Consider the following 19,451-nt stretch of genomic DNA (forward strand, 5'->3'; position numbering starts at 1 on the left):
CGGTCACTTGGACGGCAGCAGGCTGGTGGCCTGCTTCTGGGCGGCGGCGAGAGTGGAGGCGGGGTCCTTGCCGCCGAAGACGGAGCTCTCGACCGCGGTCATCATCATGTCGCCGATCTGCAGGTAGTTGTCCCCGGGGAAGGACTCCCAGGGCTGCAGCCGGGACAGCTGGTCGATGTTCGGCTTGATCAGCGGGTTGGTCTTCGCCCACGCCTGCAGGCCGTTCGGGTCGTCGAGCAGGCCGGTGCGCAGCGGCAGGTAGCCGATCTTCGAGGAGATCTGGGTGTAGGCGTGGTCGCTGGTCAGGAACTTGATCAGTTCCCAGGCGGCGCGCTGCTTCGCCGGGTCCTTGCTGAAGATCGCCAGGCCCGAGCCGGAGTTCGTCGGCACGACCGGGTTCGCGTCGAGCGACGGCTCCTGGGTGGCGCCGAGCTCCCAGTTGCCGGCCTTCGCGCCGGCCATGAACACGCCCTGCACCGCGCTCGTCTCGAGGATCATGCCAACCTGGCCGCTGGCGAACGCCTTGAACGCCTGCTGCTGGTCGACGTTCGGCATGAGGCCGCTGCGGAACAGGTCCGCCTGCGTGGCGACCGCCTGTACGGCCGGCTTGTCGGCGAACGACAGGGTCCTACCGTCCTGGGAGAGGACCCGGCCGCCGGCCGAGCGGACCAGGCTCTGGAAGCACCAGTCGCCCGCCGTCTTCGTCAGGCAGTCGACGATGACGCCGTCCTTGCCGGTCCGGGATCTGATCGCCTGCGCGGCGGTCTTGACGTCCGCCCAGGTCTTCGGCGGGCTGTTCGGGTCCAGCCCGGCCTGGGTGAACAGCGTCCGGTTCATCCACAGCACCGGCGTCGAGAAGACGTACGGCATCGCGTAGGTCTTGCCGTTCACGTCACCGAGGGTGCGAGCCCTGGGCGCGAACGGGTGGGTGCCGCCGAAGTTCGCCTGTACCTCCGAGCGACCGACCAGGTCGTCGAGCGGCCGCGCGCCGAGGCTGGTGGCGCTGAACCGCAGCGCGTTGAAGGTGATCTGGGCCACGTCCGGCGGGTTGCCGGCGAGCACCTGGTTCTTCACGCTGCTGACGTAGTCGCCGTTGGTGACGCCCTGCGGCGGCTGGCCCTTGACGGTGATGTTCGGGTGGGCGGCCTCGAAGTCGTGCAGCAGGCCCTCGATGACCGGCTTCCAGGTGCCGGTGCTGGTGAGGTTGTAGCTCTCGAAGACGATCGAGACCTTCTTGTTCGGGTCGAGCGGCGGGATGGTCGAGCCGCCGCCGGAGCCCGCGGCGGCCGTCGTCGTCGGTGACGACGTCGCGCACGCGGACGCCAGCGCGGCGACCAGGGCGAGGCCGGCCGCCAGGCGCGGCAGGCGCGGCAGGCGTGGTCGGATCACGGTGAAGCTCCTTGGGCTGAGGGACGGGTGCCGTTCGCGGGCAGGCCGGATCGCCGGGCCGGTCCCGCCCACGGGCCGGGGCACGCGGGCGGGGACGGGTCCGTGGGCAGGCGCGCGGGGGCGCGGGGCGGGTGGCGAAGGTGGCGGGCGGGTGGCGGCGAGGCCCCGGGGTCAGACGCCGAGCGTCGACGCGGTGGGGGCCTCGGTCGGGGAGGGGGTCTGCTGGGTGGGCAGGGCGGTGGGGGCGGGGAACTGCCAGACGAGCCGGCGTCCGCTGGCACGGTCGAACAGGTGGACGCGGTCGGCGTCGGCGGTGAGCGTCACCCGGTCACCGGCGGCGAGCCCGACCGGGCGCGGGCCGCGCAGGGCGACCGCCTGCCCGTGCACGTCGCACCAGGCGACCTCCTCGCTGCCGAGGTTCTCGATCGCGGTGACCGTGCCGTGCAGGCGCGCCGCGCCGTCACCGTCGCCGGTCGCGGTGGTGACGGTGCCGCCGGTCGTGTCAGTGGCCGCGCCGCCGGCGGCGGGCAGGTGGCGCAGGTGTTCCGGGCGGACGCCGACGATCACGTCGCGGTCCTCGTCGGTGCCCCGCAGCAGGGGGACGCGCAGCCCGGGCGCGGTCGCGGTGAGCAGGCCGTCGTCGGTGCCGAGGCGCGCGGGCAGCAGGTTCATCGGCGGCGCGCCGAGGAAGCCGGCGACGAACACCGACGCGGGCGTGTCGTAGACCTCGGTCGGCGTGCCGACCTGCTCGACGCGGCCCTTGTTGAGCAGGGCGACCCGGGTGGCCATCGACATGGCCTCGACCTGGTCGTGGGTGACGTAGATGAAGGTGCGGCCCAGCCGCCGGTGCAGGGCGGTGAGTTCGGTGCGGGTGGCGGTGCGCAGTTTCGCGTCCAGGTTGGACAGCGGCTCGTCCATCAGGAAGGCCCGCGGGTCGCGGACGAGGGCGCGGCCGAGGGCGACCCGCTGGCGCTGCCCGCCGGACAGCTCCCGGGGGCGGCGGGCCAGCAGGGTGTCGAGTTCGAGCTGGGCGGCGGTCTCCCGCACCCGGCGGCGGATCTCGGCCCGCGGCACCCGCGCGGCCCGCAGTGGGAAGCCGATGTTGCGTTCGACGGTCAGATGCGGGTAGAGCGCGTAGCTCTGGAACACCATCGCGAGGTCACGCCGCCGGGCCGGCAGGTGGGTGATGTCCCGCTCGCCGAGCAGGACGCGCCCCGAGGTCGGCTCCAGCAGGCCCGCGATCATCCGCAGCAGGGTCGTCTTGCCGCAGCCGCTGGGGCCGAGCAGGACGAGGAAGTCGCCGTCCGCCACGTCCAGCGAGATGTCGTCGACGGCCTTGGTGCCGCCGAACGACCTGGTGAGGCCCTCGATCCGGATCTCTGCCACAGGCACTCCAGGTACGTACGTTCCGTGAGCATGCGCGCTCCCGGTTCTCCGTTACCTGTGCAGCGTCGGGTACCGAGGTGAACGGGCGCCGACCGGTGGACGACGGTTCGCCGTCACATTCGGCAACGATTTTTCGGCCACTTTCTGTCCTGGTTTCGTATACGCCCAGGTAGTGGCATCGTGTCATGGGGGAGGCGGTTGCGGAGGGTTATCTAACTCGGTCGGCTTGCGGCTATTCGTCCGGTTCGGTGTCGTCGCCGCCGGGGCTCGGCCGGTCCGGTGCGGCGGTGGGTTCGGCTCGCAGGGCGTACCCGAGCAGGTCCGTGACCGCCGTCGACTCGGGCCGGGGGTCGCTGCCGCGGCGCAGGCCGACCGCGAGCTGCAGCGTGTTGAGCAGCAGCAGCGAGGCCAGCCGGCTGGCGATCAGGTCGGTGCCGACCGGCCAGTCGGGGGTGCCGACGACCAGCAGGATGTCCGCGATCTCGCCCAGCGGCCCGGACGTGTAGCTGGTGATCCCGATGACGGGTGCTCCGGCGGTGCGGGCCGCCTCCGCCGCCCGCAGCGTCGGCTCGTTGGCGCCGCTGCTGGTGATGACCAGGCAGACGTCGGTGGGCGCGAGCAGCCGGGCGCTGATCGACTGCAACAGCGAGTCGCTCGGCGCCTCCGCCGGCCGACCGATGAGGAGGAAACGCAGCGCCGCGTCCTGCGCGATCGGCCCGGATCCGCCGTTGCCGACGACGAGCAGCCGCCCGGCCCGGTCCAGCAGGTCGACCGCCGGCGCCAGCAGGGAACGGTCCAGTGGGCCCAGGGCGTCGGCGAGAACCTTCGTCGCCGCGGCGAACACCGTGTCGAGCAGTCGCTCCACCGGGTCGCCGGAGCCCGTCGAGCCGACCTCGCCGCGCAGCGCCGCCGCCCCCGCCTCCCGGGCGAGGTCGAGGCGCAGGTGCTGGAACCCGCGGAAGCCCAGCGACTGGCAGGCCCGCACCACCGTGGCGGTGGACGTCCCCGCCGCGTCCGCCAGCTGCGCGGCCGACCACTCCACGATCTCCTCCGGCCGGGCCAGGCACACCTCGGCCACCCGCCGCTCGCTGGGCACCAGGCTCGGCAGCGTCGCCCGGATCGCGGCGAACAGCCCGCCCGGACGTGCTCCACCGGCGGAGGCGGCGGTGGATGGCTGTGTGGTTGGGGTCGCCATGCAGCCGTCATACACCGTGAAGGTGACGGGCGTGGGTGGCCTCAGACGCGCAGGAGGAGGGTGATGAGGCCGCCTCGGGCCGGGCTGGTGCCTGCGGGGAGCCCGCGCGGGCGAAGCGGGTCGTCTCGTAGTGGCGCTGGGCGGCGGCGAGGTCGCGGGGGTGGTCGGTCAGGGCCTGGGCGAGGTCGGCGGCGTCGAGCATCGCCTGATTCGCGCCGGCGTCGGCGAACGGGGCGCCGGGATGGGCCGCGTCGCCGATCAGGGTGATGCCCGGCCGGTGCGGCCAGCGGGGGCCGCGGGGCAGCGCGTACACCGCCCGTGCCACGGGACCGGCGTCGCTGTGCCGGATGAGCGCGCCGAGCCGGTCGTCCCAGCCGGTGAAATGCCGGGCGAGCCGGTCGCGCACGACGGACGCGGTCAGTCGACTGACCGGCGCGAGCTCCGTCCACCCGGCGGGCAGGCGCAGCGTGACCTGCACGGCGACGCCGTCCCCGACGCGGCGGGCGACAAGGCCGCGATCCTCGGTGAGGGCGCTGACGCCGCCGCCGACGAACGCGTCGAGCGCCGGGTGGCGCCGCTCGACGTCGGACAGGTGCGCGTCGAAGACGAACATGCCGGTGTAGCGGGGCCGCGCGTCGTCGAGCGCCCGACGTATCCGCGACCAGGTGCCGTCCGCGCCGACGACCAGATCGGCCGGCACGCTCGCCCCGCCGTCGAGCTCCAGCTCCAGCTCACGTCCGGGCCGAAGGCCGAGCCCGGGTTCGGCGTGGTGACCGCGGCCGCCCTCCCTCCGCCGCACCGCCATGACCGGCGTGTCCCAGACGACCCGGCCGGAGGGCAGCCCGTCGAGCAGGCGCTGCCGCAGCTCCGCCGCGTCGATCCCGCCGCCCGGCACGGCCCCGTCAGCTGGCACGGCCCCGTCGGCAGGATGGGTGACGCGGGCCGCCCGCAGCGCCCGCAGGCCGGCGTCGGGACGCAGGTCCAGCGGATGGACCGGCACGCCGTCGGGCGGCGGGAGGGCACCGGGGCGGGCGTCGAGTTCGTAGACAGTGGCGGCGATGCCCGTCTCGTGCAGGATGCGGGCGAGGGTCAGCCCGGCGAGCCCGCCGCCGACGATCACGATGCGTGGCGGCGGGCCGGCCTGCTCGCCGCCACGCTCAGGCGTGAGGGCCATCGGCGGTCAGACCCGCCGCTTGAAGGCCGCCACCGCCAGCGGCGCGAACACCGCGGCGATCCCCGCCGCCCACAGCAGCGCATGCCACACGGGCGTCGCCACCGGGCCGGACACCAGCAGGCCGCGGGTGGCGTCGGCGAGCGCCGTCACCGGGTTGACCTTGACGAACGCCTGCAGCCAGCCGGGCATCGTCGACGTCTGGACGAAGGCGTTGCTGACGAACGTGAGCGGGAAGATCAGCGTGAATCCGAAGATCATCACCTTCTCCGGCTCGGAGACGAGCATGCCGACCAGCACCGAGATCCACGACACGCACAGCGCGAACAGCATCACCAGCCCGACAGCGGCCACCGCCTGCAGCGGCCCGGTCTCCACCCGGAAGCCGAGGATGTAGCCGAGGCCGAGCAGCATGCAGATGGCCCAGAGCTGCTTGGCGAGGTCGGCGACGATCCGCCCGGCCAGCGGCGCGGAGCGGGCGATCGGCAGCGAGCGCAGCCGGTCGAACACGCCCTTGGTCAGGTCGGTGTTCAGCCCGGTGCCGGTGTTCAGCGTGGTGAACAGGGTGTTCTGGACGATGATGCCGGGCAGTGCGAACGTCAGGTAGTCGCTGGTCGAACCGGAGATCGCGCCGCCGAACACATAGGTGAACAGCAGCAGGAACATCAGCGGCTGGACGCTGAAGTCGAGCAGCTCCATCGGGTTGTGCTTGATCTGGACGAGGGTGCGCCACGCCAGCGTGCGAGTGTGCCGCAGGGCGTCGAGCGGGGTGACCCGCGGGGGGCCGGCCGGCTCGGGACGGGGGGCGGCGGCCCGGGGCGCCTGCTCGGGCAGGGTGGTGGTCAGGGTCGTCATGGCGCGGGTCAGCTCCTCGTCGCCGCGGGGATCCGGGCGGTCGGGTCGTCGGTGGTCGGCTCGCCGGTGCCAGCGGGGTCGGTGTCGGGGGAGGCCGCGTCCTCGGCGGGGCGGCCGGTCAGGGAGAGGAAGACCTCGTCGAGGCTGGAGCTGCGCAGGGTGATCTCCCCGACCGTCACCCCGGCGTCGTCGAGGCGGCGCACGATCGCCGGCAGCACGGCCGGGTCGGTGACCTGGGCGCTGACGAGGGTGCCGGCGAGCTCCGGGGCCGCCCCGATGATGTCGGCGACCGTGGTCACGACCAGCTCGGTGTCGGCGCGGTCGACCGGGCGTACCGCCAGCGTCTGCGCGCCGGTCTGCTTCTTGAGCTCGTCCGGTGAGCCCTGGGCGATGATCCGCCCGTGGTCGACGACGGCGATGTCGTCGGCGAGCTGGTCGGCTTCCTCCAGGTACTGGGTGGTCAGCAGCACGGTGACGCCGTGGACGCCGACGAGGTCGCGCACCACGTCCCACATCTCGTTGCGGCTGCGCGGGTCGAGGCCGGTCGTCGGCTCGTCGAGGAACAGCAGGCGGGGGCGGCCGACCAGGCTCGCGGCCAGGTCGAGCCGCCGGCGCATGCCGCCGGAGAACGTCTTCGCCGGCCGGGATGCCGCGTCGCTGAGCCGGAACTCGGCGAGCAGCTCGGCGGCCCGTGCCTTCGCCTGCGGCCGGGACAGACCGAGCAGCCGGCCGATCATCACCAGGTTCTCGGTACCGGTGAGCATCTCGTCGACGGAGGCGTACTGGCCGGTGAGGCCGACGAGCTGGCGGACGCGGTGCGCGTCACGGTGCACGTCGTAGCCGCCGACCACGGCGGTGCCGGAGTCCGGGCGGATCAGGGTCGCGAGGACGCGGACCGTGGTGGTCTTGCCGGCGCCGTTCGGGCCGAGCAGGCCGAAGACCGTGCCGGCGGGCACCCGCAGGTCGACGCCGTCGAGCGCGGTCGTCTCGCCGTAGCGCTTGACGAGGCCCTCGGCGACGATCGCGGGGGTTGAGTCTGGATCTCTGACCGTCATGTCGAGCAGCATGCCGGCCGGCACTGACAGTTTGGCGAGACGCGACCGAGAGGCCGCTGCCACGCCGCTGTCACACTGACAGCCCGCTGACACGGGCCGGCGATCCACCGGTCTCGTGTCAGCGAGTCGTGTCAGCGGGGCACGTCAGCGATGGGCTGTGTCAGCTGATGGGGCTGTGTCAGCTGATGGGGAGGGTCAGGCGATACGGCGGCGAGAGGCCGCGCGCAGGGAGGGGCTGCCGCTGTAGTGCTCGATGCCGGCGATGTCGGTGCCCGGGGGCACGACCTTGTCGATCGCGTCGAGGGCCGTCGTGTCGAGGGTGACATCGGCGCCGGCGAGGGCGTCCTCGAGCTGCTTCATCGTCCGCGGCCCGATGATCGTCGAGGTGACGGCCGGGTGGCTGTCGACGAAGGCCAGCGCCAGGTGGGTCAGGGACACTCCCGCCTGCTCGGCGATGGTCACGAGCCCCTCGACCGCGTCGTAGCGGGCCGGCGTGCTCGGGTCGTCATCCAGGTCGCCGCCGCCGCGCAGGCGGGCGATCGCGCCGTCACTGGCATAGCGCGAGCCTGACGGGACGTCCGCCCCGCGGCGGTACTTGCCCGTCAGCCAGCCGCCGGCCAGCGGGCTCCATGGGATGACACCCATGTCGTGGCGCAGCGTGGCGGGCAGCACGGACTCCTCGATCGACCGGGCGAAGATCGAGTACTGCGGCTGCTCACAGACGAACCGCTCGCTGCCGCGGCGGCGTGCCGCCCACTGCGCCTCGACGATCCAGTCCGCCGGGAACGACGACGAGCCGAGGTAACGCACCTTGCCCTGGCGGACCAGGTCGGTCAGGGCGCCGAGGGTCTCCTCCAGGTCGACGTCCCAGTCGTGCCGGTGCACCTGGTAAAGGTCGATGTAGTCGGTGCCGAGGCGGCGCAGGCTGTCCTCGGCCGCCTTGATGATCCAGCGCCGGGAGCCGCCGCGGTGGTTGCGCTCGGAGCCCATCGGACTGAAGCACTTGGTCGCCAGCACCACGTCCTCGCGCCGCGCACTGATCGCCTTGCCGACGATCTGCTCGCTCTCCCCCTGGGAGTACACGTCCGCGGTATCGATGAAGTTGATGCCCGCGTCGAGCGCCGCATTGATGATCCGCGCGCACTCGTCGTGGTCGGTGTTCCCCATTTTCCCGAACATCATGGCGCCGAGGCACTGCGTGCTGACCTCGACACCGGTCCGGGCGAGCTTGCGATACCGCATGGCGTACTGCCTCCTGCACCGTGGCATCGACCATCCCCAGCCGGGACCGTCGTCCTCCCAACGACCCTAGCCATTCGAGCGCGCTCGATGTCCGGCCATGCCGCGTCTCGAACTGGCAACTTCGTGCGCGGTAAGACCGCTACTCCACACTGCGCGCACGGCCGAGGGCGCGCAGGTCGTCGCGGTGGGCGGCGAGGAAGTCGTCGAAGGTGCGGGGGGCTCGGCCGGTGAGGTCCGCTACCGCCGAGGCTGTCGCCGCCAGCGAGCCGGCCGCGACCTCGGCGTGAAGCGCGGCGACGTCGTCGGCGAACGCCGCGGGCAGTCCCTGGGCGCGCAGGGTGGCGGCGAACTCCGGCGGCGGCAGGTCCCGGTAGCGGATGGTGCGGCCGATCGCGGCGGACAGTCTCTCGGCGATCTGGCTGTGGGTGAGGGCCTGTGGGCCGGTGAGGATGAAGGTCTCGTTCCCCGGCTCGTCCTGGCCGCGGGGGCGGGTCAGGATGCGCGCGGCACAGGCGGCGATGTCCTCGCAGTCGATGTAGGAGACGCGGGCGTCGCCGTACGCGCCGATCAGCTCCCCGTCGGCGGTGAAGGAGCCGGCGCCGGTGAGGAAGTTCTGCATGAAGCCGTTCGGCTGCAGCACGGTCCACCGCAGGCCGGACACCTTCAGATGCTGCTCGATTTCCCAGTGGGCGCCCTCGGCGAGCCGTCCGCCCTCGTGGGCGTGCCACACCGAGATCTTCACCACCCGCTCGACCCCGGCGGCGCGGGCGGCGTCGATGGCGTCGGTCTGCTGACGGACCATGGGCTGCTCCCCGTCCACCGGCCCCGCGCCGGCGCCGTTGAGGAACAGCTGGTCGACGCCGCGCAGGGCCGCGGCGATCGAGGCCGGATCGTCGAGATCGCCGACGACGACGTCGCAGCCCAGCGCACGGCCCCGGGCCTCGTCGCGGACCAGCGCGCGGAATGCGACCCCGCTCGCGCGCAGCCGGCGCACCAGCGGCCGGCCGATCGAGCCGGTGGCGCCCGTCACCAAGATCATTTCTCTCTCCCGGTCCACGTCGTTCGGCGGATAACCTGAGGATGCCTCGAGAATATTACCTGAGGATGCCTCGACTTATCCGGGAGGGACGCGATGAGCAGCGATCGACGTCGTCCGCGCGCCGACGCGCGACGCAACCGGGAACGGCTGCTGACCGAGGCCGAGGCCGCCTTCCGGGAGCAGGGGACAGGCACGTCGCTGGAGGCCGTCGCCCGCCGCGCCGGCGTCGCGATCGGAACCCTCTACGCCCACTTCCCCTCCCGCGACGCCCTGGTCGCCGCGGTGCTGCGGGAACGCAACGGAGCCCTGTTCGAGCACGGGGAGGCGCTGCTCGCCCAGCCCGAACCCGCCCCGGCGCTCGCCGCCTGGGTCGCCGCCGTCGTCGAGCACGCCGCCGCCTACCAGGGGCTCGCCGGCATGCTGGCCGCGGGCGCCGGTGACGAGCGCTCCGAACTGCACGCCTCGTGCGCGCGCATGAACGACATCGGCGACCGGCTGATCGGCAGGGCCCGCGCGGCCGGAGCGCTGCGCCAGGACGCGACCAGCGCGGACATCTTCGCGCTCATGAACGCCGCCGCCTGGATCGCCGAACAGACGTCGCGTGAGCAGGCCGACCGCCTGGTGCGGCTGACCCTGCGCGGCCTGTTCCGCACACCGAAGGACGAGGCCGACGAGGCGCTTCGGCCTGCTTAGGCCCTGACCGGCCGGGCGTGGTCCTCGTCACGTCTCCTGGTGCCCGCGATCTGGCCGGTCAGCCCAATGCGCCGGCCGGCCCGGCCCACCGGCGCGGGCTCGACGCATGCGGGCCGAGATCGTCCCGTGGCTGCCGCCTGATGATGCAGGTCACGGGCATGGGCACGAACCAGCCCGGTTCAACCGTGCTGAGCGTGTGATGGCCTCAGCTGGCGGCCCGTCATCCAGGGGCGCTCGGCCACCGCGTCCGGGTCCTTGGATCGGCTGCGACCACCTGCCGCGAGCCGGGAGGCTTCCGTAGGTGCCGGCGATCCGCGCGGCGCGTGGATACCGCGGTGGGTCACCGCCGTTCTCCGGGGCGGATCGAAAAGCGCAAAAGCGGGTTCAGCTGCTGCTAGAGTCCGCATCTGCGTGGTCGAGAGCCGGGTTTTTCCGGTGAATGCGCGGTCGGGGCAAGGGGGCTCCGAACGCGCCGCGTGCCGAGCGGCCCCATGGGCCGGAACCGCGCGCCGTTCACGCCGTGGATGTGCCGCAGCGAAGCCGTCATCCACAACCCGATCTCTTCCCATTCCTGGTAGACGAAGGATTTCCGCATGATCGACAAGCGTGTGGGCTCCGGCAGGCTGGGCGCGGTACGCGCACGCCCTGCCGCGGCCGGCTCGGTGGTGTTGCTCGGCGCGGCGGTGCTGGCCTGGACCGGGGGCACGGCGGCGAACGCGGCGCCCCTGCCGGACATCCGGGTGGCCACGGCGAACGCGCCGATGACGGCCGAGTCCGCGACCGCCACGACCGCCACAGTCGCCTGTCCGCCCGGCACCCGTCTCGTCGGCGGCGGCATGTGGACGGGCCGGGCCGACCCGTCCGACCCGGCCGTTCCGATCAACGGGCTGCGGGCGAAGGGGACCTATCCCGCCGACGGCACGGGCGGTCCCCTCACCGCCGGCACCACCGCCGACCCTGGCTCCTGGTCGGCGACGGGCAACTTCGGCGGCCAGTCGGAGACCGGCGACCAGGTCACCAGCCTCGCCCTGTGCGCGACGAAGAAGTTCCAGCACCGCACGGTCGTCGTGGCATCCACTCCCGGGCCGACCGGCAGCCAGGCCAAGGCCACCGCGACCGCCACCTGCCCGGTGGGCACCCTGCTCCTCGGGGGCGGGGCGCTGGCCACCCCGGTGGGCTCCACCAGCCTCAAGCCGATCGGCAGCTACCCCAGTACCGCCGACGGCGCCATGCTGGCCGACGGCGCGCTCGCCCCCGCGTCCTGGACCGCCGTGGGTTCCAGCGGGGGCAACAGCGACCCGGCGGCCGTCACCACCGCGTTCGCGGTCTGCGCGAAGCCGCAGGGCGGGCAGACCCGGGTGAGCCGGGTGGACGGGCCAGGCCCGCAGGCCGGCAGCACGGCCGTCACGATCGGCGCCAGCTGCGCCGACGGTGTCCTCACCGGCGGCGGCGTGTACGTCGACAACCCCACCGGCCCGCTGCAGGGCGGCGTGCATCTGCGCGGCAGCTACCCGAGCGACCCCGCTGGCACTCCGGCCACCGGCACGACGCCCAATCCCACCACGTGGAGCGGCATTGTCGCCGCCGGTGGCAGCCTGCCCGGCGCCACCGCCGCCCACGCCTTCGCGGTCTGTGCCGACAGGCACGGCGGCAACGACTGACAGGCGCCCAGCCCGCTGACAGCACCCATCCCGCGACCCAGCACTCCCCTCACTCCGTCCACTCCGACCACTCCGTCCACTCCGACCACTCCGTTTCGTCCGCTCCGACCACTCCGCCCGCGCGACCGTCACCTCATCGACTCCGAAGGAGAGCGCACATGGCGCGCCTGTCCCTTCCCGCCCGCGGACTTCCCGCCCGCGGACTTCCCGCCCGTGAGGTCACCGCCCGAAGGCTGGGGCGCACGGCCGGTCCGGCACTGGTGCTGGCGGCGGCGCTGACCGTGGCGGTGCCGGGCACCGCGCACGCCAACTCGGTGGGCCTCACCGTGCGCACGCCGGGGGCCACCAGCGGGCCCTCGACGACGTTCGCCGAGATCTCCACCCACGCGGACTGCGCCAGCGGCCTCGTCGCCGGCGGTGGGATCAACCAGGCCATCGGCACCGGCGCGGTCTCGAACGGCAACCACGTGATGGGCACCGGGCCCAGCTCGGACGGCAGCTCCGAATACACCGGCACCACCGGAGTCGTCGGCACCGACGTCACCCACTGGCTCGGCATCGGCGGCACCGGCGGCGCGACCGACGCCGCCTTCTCCACCACGCCGTACGCGACCTGCCTGACCAGCACGCTGATCAACCACACCCAGGTCGTCATGAACAAGGTCGCCGGCCCGGCGTCGGCTTCCACGGTCGGCCTGGTCACCGCCGTCTGCCCGGCGAACACCGTGCTGCTCGGCGGCGGCGCGCGCAGCACCCCGGCGAGCATCGGCAGCCTCAAGCCGATCGCCAGCTTCCCCACCTTCAACGACGCCGCGCACGACTACGGCCTGAAGGCCGCGGCGGACGGGGCGACCAACCCGAACGCGTGGAGCGCCGTCGGCTGGAACGGCGGCGGCGGCAACAGCGGCAACACCACCTATGCCTACGCGATCTGCAGCGCAAGCGGCATCAACGTCAGCGGCGTCACGGTGAAGGTCCGCTTCACCGAGGTGAGTGGGCCGACCTCGGCCACCACCGGGCAGACGGCCACCGTCGGCTGCGGCGGCTCCGACGGCAAGCTGATCAGCGGCGGCGCTGCCGTCAGCGGCGGCGGCGTGACGACCACGGACTTCACCGGCCCGGGTTCCGGCGGCACGCACCTCAACGGCAGCTTCCCCAGCGGCTCCACCGGCACGCCGGTCAGTGACGGCACGACAAGCGCCGCGTACTGGACGGCCTTCAGCCACACCGGCGGCGCGAGCTCGCCGAGCACCTACACCGACGCCTGGGCGCTGTGCGCCGACGACGGCGTCTGATCAAGACCGAAAGAGACGGTACATCTCCGTGGACCCCCGTCCCGTCCTACCCAGGACGTATCCCTCCAGGCCAACCCGGCTGCGCTCCCGGATGATCGTGTTCGGTGGTGCGTTCGGCATCCTCACCGCGATGGCGGGCGCGCCACCGGCGGCCCTCGCCGCGGATCCACCCGCCGGCGCGTCGTCGCCGTGCGGGGCGACCGGCTCGCTCACCACCTCCGCGACCGCCCCACCCGCCTGCGTCTACGACCGGCCGGGCACCGACGTCTTCACCGTCCCGGACGGCGTGGCCAGCGTGACCATCGATCTGTTCGGGGCCGAGGGCGGCAGCGCGGCCGGCTTCGTCGCGCCGAACCCGCCGAACGCCGGTGCCCCCGGCGGGCTGGGTGGACAGAGCCGGGCGACGGTGGCCGTCCAGCCCGGCCAGGTCCTGCAGATCACGACGGGGGGCGCGGGGGTGCCCGGCACCTCCCGGCACGGCGAGTTCGCCCGCCCGGGCGGCACCGGTCACGGGGCCGGCGGCGGTGGCGCGCACGGCGGTGGCGGCTCCGGCGGTGGCGGTTCGGACGTGCGCGTCGGCGCGTTCGGCCCGGCCGAACGGATCCTGGTCGCGGGCGGGGGCGGGGGAGCCGGCAACGGCGGCCCGCTGCTGCGCGGCGGTGCCGGCGGCGGCCTCGCGGGCGAGGCCGGCGGCCAGGGCGGCGGTCCGGCGGGCTCCGGTGCCGCCGGCGGTGGCGCCACCCAGAGCGCCGACGGCACCGGCAGCCCCAACTCCACTCGCGGCGGCCCCGGCATCGCCGGCGGTGACATCGACCCGAACACCGGCCAGCCCAACCCGGGCAGCGGAGGTCCCGGCGGCAACGGTGGGGGCGGCGGGAACGGTGGCGGCGGCGGTGGTGGCGGCTACCACGGCGGCGGCGGCGGTTCCGGCGGGGGTGACCCGGGCAACTTCTCCGGCGCCGGCGGTGGCGGTGGCAGCGGCTACGCCGCCACGTCCCTGACCGACGTCACGCTCACCGCGGGCGTCAACCACGGCAACGGCCACGCCACCGTGTCGTTCCGCTGGGCGAGCACGGTCTCCCTGTCCGCCAGCACCCCCACGCCGCTGTTCGGCCACGCGGTCACCCTGACGGCGGCCGTCACGAGTCCGGCCGGGAGCACCCCGACGGGCACGGTGACCTTCCTCGACGGCGAGGTCCCCCTCGGCACCGCGACGCTGGACGGCGGGCAGACCGGACTCGGCATCACCGGCCTGCGGCCCGGCCCGCACACGATCACCGCCAGCTACGGCGGGGACGCGGCGCACGCACCGGGCCAGAGCGCGACCACCACCGTGACGGTCAGCTTCAGCGAGCCCTGCGTCACCGGCAGCCGCAGCGGCCCGTTGACGGTCACCGCCGGTCAGTCGCTGTGCCTCGGCCCGGGCGGCCGGCAGAGTGGACCGGTCACCGTGAAGGCCGGCGGAGCCCTCGCCGTCACGGGTGCCACCGTCGCCGGCCCGTTGAGTTCCGACGGGGCGCTGGCGATCAGCGTCTGCCAGGCGGCGTTCGCCGGCCCGGTGTCGATCCAGGGCAGCAGCGGCTACGTGCTTGTCGGCGGCGCGCCGTCCTGCGCCGGTAACACGATCAGCGGTCCGCTCACGGTGGACGGGAACACCGGTGGCTTCACCGCGTCGGGCAACACGGTCAGTGGCCCGGTGCGCATCACCGGCAACAGCGGCGCACCCACACCCACGTTCACGGGCAACCGCGTCACCGGCCCCCTGAGCTGCAGCGGCAATCAGCCGACCCTGCGGCAGGACGGCAACACCGCGACCGGACCTCGCTCCGGCCAGTGCGCCTGACCGCCTGACGTCACCCGCTCCATCGAGGCACAGTCGGCGCCGCCTAGCTCATCCCCGGCGGCGCCGACCCGCTCGACCGTCGCGTCAGCGGCCGCGTCGTGACAGTCCAGGGCGGATCCTCCACGGAACGGCCGTAGTAGACGCACCGGTTGGGCAGCGCCTGGCTAGCGATTCGAGCGCACTCCACGTCGGCCTGGACCGTCTCCTCGAGATTCGGAGTAATCGGGCGCGGCGGCCTGGCCGCCGGTCGCGATCACAAGATCGGCCATGGACGAGGACGGGTTGTCGGCGGGGAACCGGACACTGTTCCGCAGGTGCATCGCCTCCAGCGCCCGAGCGCGTTCCACGGCCTCCCACCTTCGTGGCATGTACACCGCGGGATCGATCCCTTTGCCGCTCCTCCCGTCGAGCTCCCTGCTCCGGCGCTCGATCGTGGCGTTGTCGGAGAACCTCCTGTGGTCCTCGAAGTGCAGCACGAGCCAGAGCTCGAAACAGGGGTTCGAGATCGCCAGCCTGATCCCATTCTCCCGGGCGAGGCTCACCGCCTGTTTCAGATTGGGATGATTCGTCGGCCATTCGACGTCGAAGGTGCACCAGCATTCGTCGATTTCGGGGTCCCTGGCCTTCTCCACCGCCCGGCGGACGAGCGTCGCCGGAACCCCCGGGGCCACCACGATCTCGATCCTGATGGCGGCGTTGGCCGCCACCGTTGAGATCCTCTTTAAACCGCGGATGTAGTCGGGCTCCGACCTTCTGCCTTCGCAGAAGACGACGATAGTCTTCTTCTCCGGCCTGATCTGCGTTTTTCGCCTCAGTGGCGTGGGCTGGGATCTCCTGGAAGTCACGAGGCTAACCGATGAGACCGAGTGAGCGAAGTAGCTCCGTACGGTCCGTGTCGGGAAGCGCTCCGAATCTGCCGTGGAGATAGGCGTTCTCGAGGTTCTGGGACCTCCGGACCCGCTCGCCGGCGAAATCCGCGAGCGCGCCGAGGCGGGTCGCGCCCGACCGGCTCTTCTCGGTCAACCAGACCTCGTCCCGATTGAGATGGTTCAGCAGGCTGGTGTCGTGGGAGGTGAAGATCAGTTGTGCGCCTTTGGGGTTCGTGGCAGGATCATGGAACAGCTCGATCAGCTGTGCGGACAGGGTCGGATGGAGGCTCGCGTCCAGTTCGTCGAAGAAGATCAGCGTTCCGGACCGGAGTGCGTAGAGGGTCGGTCCAATCAACTCGAACCAGGCGCGCGTGCCCTCGGATTCGGCCACGAAGTTCAGCGGCGCCCTCTCGTCCCCGGCCTCGTGGACAAGGCGAACTCGCCGCCGGGGCCGAGGGCGAGGCGGCTCGGAACCGTCCGGCGGCATCGGAAAATGAACCGGATCCTCGACGAGTACGTCAACGATTCCCAGATCGGCCATGCGCAGCAGCGCGAGTGCCTGAGCGCGGTCGGTGGCCTTTTCGTTCGCGTCGCCGCCCGGATCCTTTTTGCCGCCTTCTGGCTGTTCGTCGAACCAGCGAACGGTGGAGAGGGTGCCGGCGGGCCGGAGTCCTCCACCAATTCTTGCGAGCAGAAATCCTTGCGGCCCGAAAACCTGCGCCCGGATAAGATTTCGGACGAACTTCGAGACGAGTGGCTCGTTGAACCGGTGCGCGACGGACAAGGCCAGTGTGACGCTGGTGAGAAGCTCCCGCGTTCCCGACAGCCCGCCGAGGCCTCGCTGCAGTTTGAGGTCGGAGCCGTCTCGCTCGAAGATTCGGCGACGCTTTTTCTCTGGATAGTGGAAAAGCCCCTCGTAGTGGACGGCGCTGCGGTCCAGTTCCAGTACGTATTCGAACCGCACCCCATCGACGAGGGAGTCGACGACGAATTCGGACGGCCTGGTCGGACCGTCGTCGAACGCGAAAGGGTCGATGGGGATCTCGCCATCCCAGGATCGAAGGGAGTCTCGGACGGCCTCCCGAAGCCAGTCGAACGCCGCGATGACATTGGACTTTCCCGACGCATTGGGGCCGAAGATCGCGGATACGGTGAGGATGCTCTCGCCCAGCAGTTCCGCAGGGCGGGCCGCTTCGCGATCCCGATCGACCGCGATCATGGAGAGCTCGGCGCTGCCCAGTATCGAGCGGAAGTTGCTTACCTGGAAGCGGATCAGCATAGTTGCCCTAACGTCGTCGATCGGCGCTGCCAGGAGCCCCTTCCCGTCGAATCGCTACGAATCGATCGGTAAGCGTGCAGTCAGGCCGCTATCTTAGACGATGGTCCGAGCCGGAGGGCGTTGTTCGCATGTGGTCGCCGGCGGTCGGAGGTCCAGCGTTGACAGTCCGACCTCGCGCGCTCCGCTTTGGAACTGGCCGTCGGGGTCGCGGTGCCAGGCCGGTTCCCGGCCAGCCCTGTCACGGCCGCGAGCCAGGGCCGATGTTGTCGCTGCAGGGTGTCGTCGATGCGGCCGACGCGGTGGAGGCCGCCACGCCAACCTGTGTCATCGGGGGAGTGGCGGGTCGCGTGGGCAAGGGCGCGGGCTGGATGGCCCTGGAGCGGGAGCGTCGCTCCGGGGCGCCGAGCACGATCAGGGCGAGGGCGGCCGCTGCCAGGAGCGCTGCGGTGGCGGGGACCGCCCAGGCGCCGACCGCGTCGAGGGCGACCCCGCCGAGGGCCGCGCCGAGCGCGGCGCCGAGGTAGATGGCGGAGCCGTTCAGCCCGAGGGCGACGGTGGAGACGTCCGGGGCGACGGCGAACAGTCGGTGCTGCTGCGGGGTGATCGTCAGCCCGCCGAAGGCGCCCACCGCCACCGCGACGGCCAGCGCCGGCACGAACCACGTCCGCACCCCCACCATCACCGCGTACGAGACGCCGACACCGGCCATCCCGACCAGCAGCACCCCCAGCGCGCCGCGGCTGTCGACGAGCCGGCCGACCAGACGGTTCCCCGCGATGCTGCCCACGCCGAAGGCGAGCAGGACCACCACGAGGCGCCGGTCGCCCTCATCCATCCCGAGCACGACCGGCAGGTAGATGACCAGCAGCAGCGAGGACGCCACCACAAGCACCGTCGTGACCAGCAGGACCAGCACCGGGGGCCGGATCAGCACGCCGAGGCGGGTACGCAGGCTCGTCGGCGGGACGTGGGCCTTCGGCAGCCGCGGTACCAGGACGGCGGTGACCGCTGCGAGGGCCGCGATCGTCCAGAGCACGGCTCGCCAGCTGAACGTCTGCCCGACCAGAACACCGAACGGGACGCCGAGCACCGTGGACAGTGATGTCCCCGCCGTCACGGCGGCCAGCGCCCGGCCGCGCCGCTCCGGGCCGGCCAGCACCCCGGCCATCACATAGGCGTTCGACTGGAACGCGGCCGCGCCGATGGCCGCGACGGCGCGGCCGGCGGCCATCACGGCGTAGGACGGGGCGAGCGCCTGGCCGGCCATGCCGAGCAGGAACAGCGCGAGGCCGGCGCCGAGCAGCACCCGCCGGTCCCAGCGGCCGGTGAGGGCCGCGATCACCGGCGAGCCGACCGCGTAGGTGATTGAGAAGATGGTGGTGAGCTGGCCGGCCGTCGAGATCCGGACGTGCAGGTCGTCGGCGATCGTGGGGAGCAGGCCGGCGAGGACGAACGCGTCGACACCGAGCGTGAACGTGCCGGCCGCCAGCAGGCCGAGCTGCCACCCCCGCAGCGCCTCCCCGCCGGTGTCGGGTGGCATGTCATTCGATGCTTGTCGAATCGTCACAGCGTCGAGGCTAGGGGTACGCTTCGATGAATGTCAAAGTATTTGGAAGTTCGTATCGACCGACAGCGCGTCTGAGTCGGGCGGTCCGCCATGTCCCGACAGCTCCCGCAGCCCAGCCGCGACTCGATCGACCTGGTCACGGTGCTCGCCGCCCTCGCCGACCCGGTACGGCTCACCCTGCTGCGGGGGATGTACGCCAGCTCCGGGCTGGTCGACTGTGCCACCGTCGCCAGCGGGGTTGACGTCAGCCCGCCGACGGTCTCGCACCACTACCGCGTCCTGCGCGAGGCCGGCCTGACGACGACCGTGGCCGAGGGACGCCGACGATCCGTCACGATCCGTCACGACGACCTGGAGGCCCGCTTCCCCGGCCTCCTCGCCGCCGTCCTCACCCCGACCGCCGCACCAGGCGCACTGGCCGCACCGAGCCGGGCCGCGGTGCTCTGAGGCGGCACCTGCCGGCGGGGTCAGGTGAGGCCGCCGGCGGCGCGGACGTTCTGGCCCCAGCAATCCGGCTGACCACTGGGACCCGGACGCCGCGTGCGGGATATTCCTACTACTGATGTAAAACTACTACTGATGTAAAACGGTTCAACTCGCCGAACCGGGGCGATCCGAGTTCAGGACAGCGTCCGCGATATGCGGAACTGGAGCGGGACCTTGCCAGAGGCGCCCGAGGAGGCGCTAGTACTCCAGCCCGACTTTTGTGATCAATTGAGTTGTAGGGCTGCGGCCTGGCGGTGGTAGTGGCTGGCTTGTGCGCGTGCCTGGTGGCGGCGTCGCCACCAGGACCAGGCCAGCACGAAGCCGGCGGCCGGGGCGGGTCGGGGCATCGCGAGCTGGATGATGAGGTGGCGGACCTCGTTGACGGTGAGCGGGATCAGCCCGTCGGCGGGTTCGGTGTCATGGGCC

General features: G+C 72.4%; 16 protein-coding genes and 1 pseudogene. 5 read left to right on the forward strand and 12 right to left on the reverse strand.

From position 1 onward, the window contains the following. Positions 1 to 3 precede the first annotated feature (3 nt). The 8 genes from AC6EXY_RS18215 to AC6EXY_RS18250 all read right to left on the reverse strand — a co-directional run bounded on the left by AC6EXY_RS18215 (position 4) and on the right by AC6EXY_RS18250 (position 9,332). Positions 4 to 1,386, reverse strand: a complete 1,383-nt coding sequence (locus AC6EXY_RS18215) for an ABC transporter substrate-binding protein (RefSeq protein WP_499817771.1) — start codon at positions 1,384 to 1,386, stop codon at positions 4 to 6. Between the two features lie 174 nt (positions 1,387 to 1,560). Next, the gene (locus AC6EXY_RS18220) at positions 1,561 to 2,775 is read right to left on the reverse strand and encodes an ABC transporter ATP-binding protein (protein ID WP_499817763.1); all 1,215 of its coding nucleotides are present in this window, start codon (positions 2,773 to 2,775) and stop codon (positions 1,561 to 1,563) included. 232 nt (positions 2,776 to 3,007) lie between these two features. Then, complete coding sequence (locus tag AC6EXY_RS18225; RefSeq protein WP_101831681.1) at positions 3,008 to 3,970, reverse strand: MurR/RpiR family transcriptional regulator; 963 nt, start codon at positions 3,968 to 3,970, stop codon at positions 3,008 to 3,010. A 7-nt stretch (positions 3,971 to 3,977) separates the two neighbouring features. Continuing rightward, on the reverse strand, positions 3,978 to 5,144 hold the full coding sequence (locus AC6EXY_RS18230) for an FAD-dependent oxidoreductase (RefSeq protein WP_499817764.1): 1,167 nt from the start codon (positions 5,142 to 5,144) through the stop codon (positions 3,978 to 3,980). 6 nt (positions 5,145 to 5,150) lie between these two features. Continuing rightward, positions 5,151 to 5,996 (reverse strand): ABC transporter permease, encoded by an 846-nt coding sequence (locus tag AC6EXY_RS18235; RefSeq protein WP_101831679.1) that lies wholly within the window; start codon positions 5,994 to 5,996, stop codon positions 5,151 to 5,153. Between the two features lie 8 nt (positions 5,997 to 6,004). Further along, positions 6,005 to 7,114: an ATP-binding cassette domain-containing protein gene (locus tag AC6EXY_RS18240; RefSeq protein WP_499817765.1), complete on the reverse strand. Its 1,110-nt coding sequence runs from the start codon at positions 7,112 to 7,114 to the stop codon at positions 6,005 to 6,007. Between the two features lie 132 nt (positions 7,115 to 7,246). Then, complete coding sequence (locus AC6EXY_RS18245) at positions 7,247 to 8,293, reverse strand: aldo/keto reductase (RefSeq protein WP_499817766.1); 1,047 nt, start codon at positions 8,291 to 8,293, stop codon at positions 7,247 to 7,249. 139 nt (positions 8,294 to 8,432) lie between these two features. Further along, positions 8,433 to 9,332, reverse strand: coding sequence for an SDR family oxidoreductase (locus AC6EXY_RS18250; protein ID WP_499817767.1), 900 nt, complete (start codon positions 9,330 to 9,332; stop codon positions 8,433 to 8,435). Positions 9,333 to 9,425: 93 nt separating this feature from the next. Here AC6EXY_RS18250 and AC6EXY_RS18255 point away from each other — a divergent pair, with 93 nt between their 5' ends. From AC6EXY_RS18255 to AC6EXY_RS18270, 4 genes are all read left to right on the forward strand, one after another. Then, a complete protein-coding gene (locus AC6EXY_RS18255; RefSeq protein WP_499817768.1) occupies positions 9,426 to 10,025 on the forward strand; it encodes a TetR/AcrR family transcriptional regulator in 600 nt (199 codons plus the stop codon). Positions 10,026 to 10,618: 593 nt separating this feature from the next. Next, positions 10,619 to 11,686, forward strand: coding sequence for a hypothetical protein (locus tag AC6EXY_RS18260; RefSeq protein ID WP_499817769.1), 1,068 nt, complete (start codon positions 10,619 to 10,621; stop codon positions 11,684 to 11,686). A gap of 158 nt (positions 11,687 to 11,844) precedes the next feature. Then, on the forward strand, positions 11,845 to 12,981 hold the full coding sequence (locus AC6EXY_RS18265) for a hypothetical protein (RefSeq protein WP_499817770.1): 1,137 nt from the start codon (positions 11,845 to 11,847) through the stop codon (positions 12,979 to 12,981). A gap of 28 nt (positions 12,982 to 13,009) precedes the next feature. Next, complete coding sequence (locus AC6EXY_RS18270; RefSeq protein WP_499842373.1) at positions 13,010 to 14,824, forward strand: Ig-like domain-containing protein; 1,815 nt, start codon at positions 13,010 to 13,012, stop codon at positions 14,822 to 14,824. 164 nt (positions 14,825 to 14,988) lie between these two features. On the opposite strand, the gene AC6EXY_RS18275 is transcribed toward AC6EXY_RS18270, so the two are convergent. The 3 genes from AC6EXY_RS18275 to AC6EXY_RS18285 form a co-directional block, all read right to left on the reverse strand. Then, on the reverse strand, positions 14,989 to 15,669 hold the full coding sequence (locus AC6EXY_RS18275) for an RloB family protein (protein WP_101832868.1): 681 nt from the start codon (positions 15,667 to 15,669) through the stop codon (positions 14,989 to 14,991). Between the two features lie 4 nt (positions 15,670 to 15,673). Continuing rightward, the gene (locus tag AC6EXY_RS18280; protein WP_101832869.1) at positions 15,674 to 16,972 is read right to left on the reverse strand and encodes an AAA family ATPase; all 1,299 of its coding nucleotides are present in this window, start codon (positions 16,970 to 16,972) and stop codon (positions 15,674 to 15,676) included. 238 nt (positions 16,973 to 17,210) lie between these two features. Further along, positions 17,211 to 18,512 carry an MFS transporter gene (locus AC6EXY_RS18285; protein WP_101832870.1) on the reverse strand — a complete coding sequence of 434 codons (1,302 nt, stop codon included), beginning with the start codon at positions 18,510 to 18,512 and terminating at the stop codon, positions 17,211 to 17,213. A 117-nt stretch (positions 18,513 to 18,629) separates the two neighbouring features. On the opposite strand from AC6EXY_RS18285, the gene AC6EXY_RS18290 reads away from it, so the two are divergent. Then, entirely contained in the window at positions 18,630 to 18,986 is a 357-nt protein-coding gene (locus AC6EXY_RS18290; protein ID WP_101832871.1) for an ArsR/SmtB family transcription factor, read from the forward strand. A 263-nt stretch (positions 18,987 to 19,249) separates the two neighbouring features. On the opposite strand, the pseudogene AC6EXY_RS18295 reads toward AC6EXY_RS18290, so the two are convergent. Beyond that, positions 19,250 to 19,451, reverse strand: a pseudogene (locus AC6EXY_RS18295) (hypothetical protein); the annotation flags it as partial.

The organism is Frankia sp. RB5, from assembly GCF_059816245.1.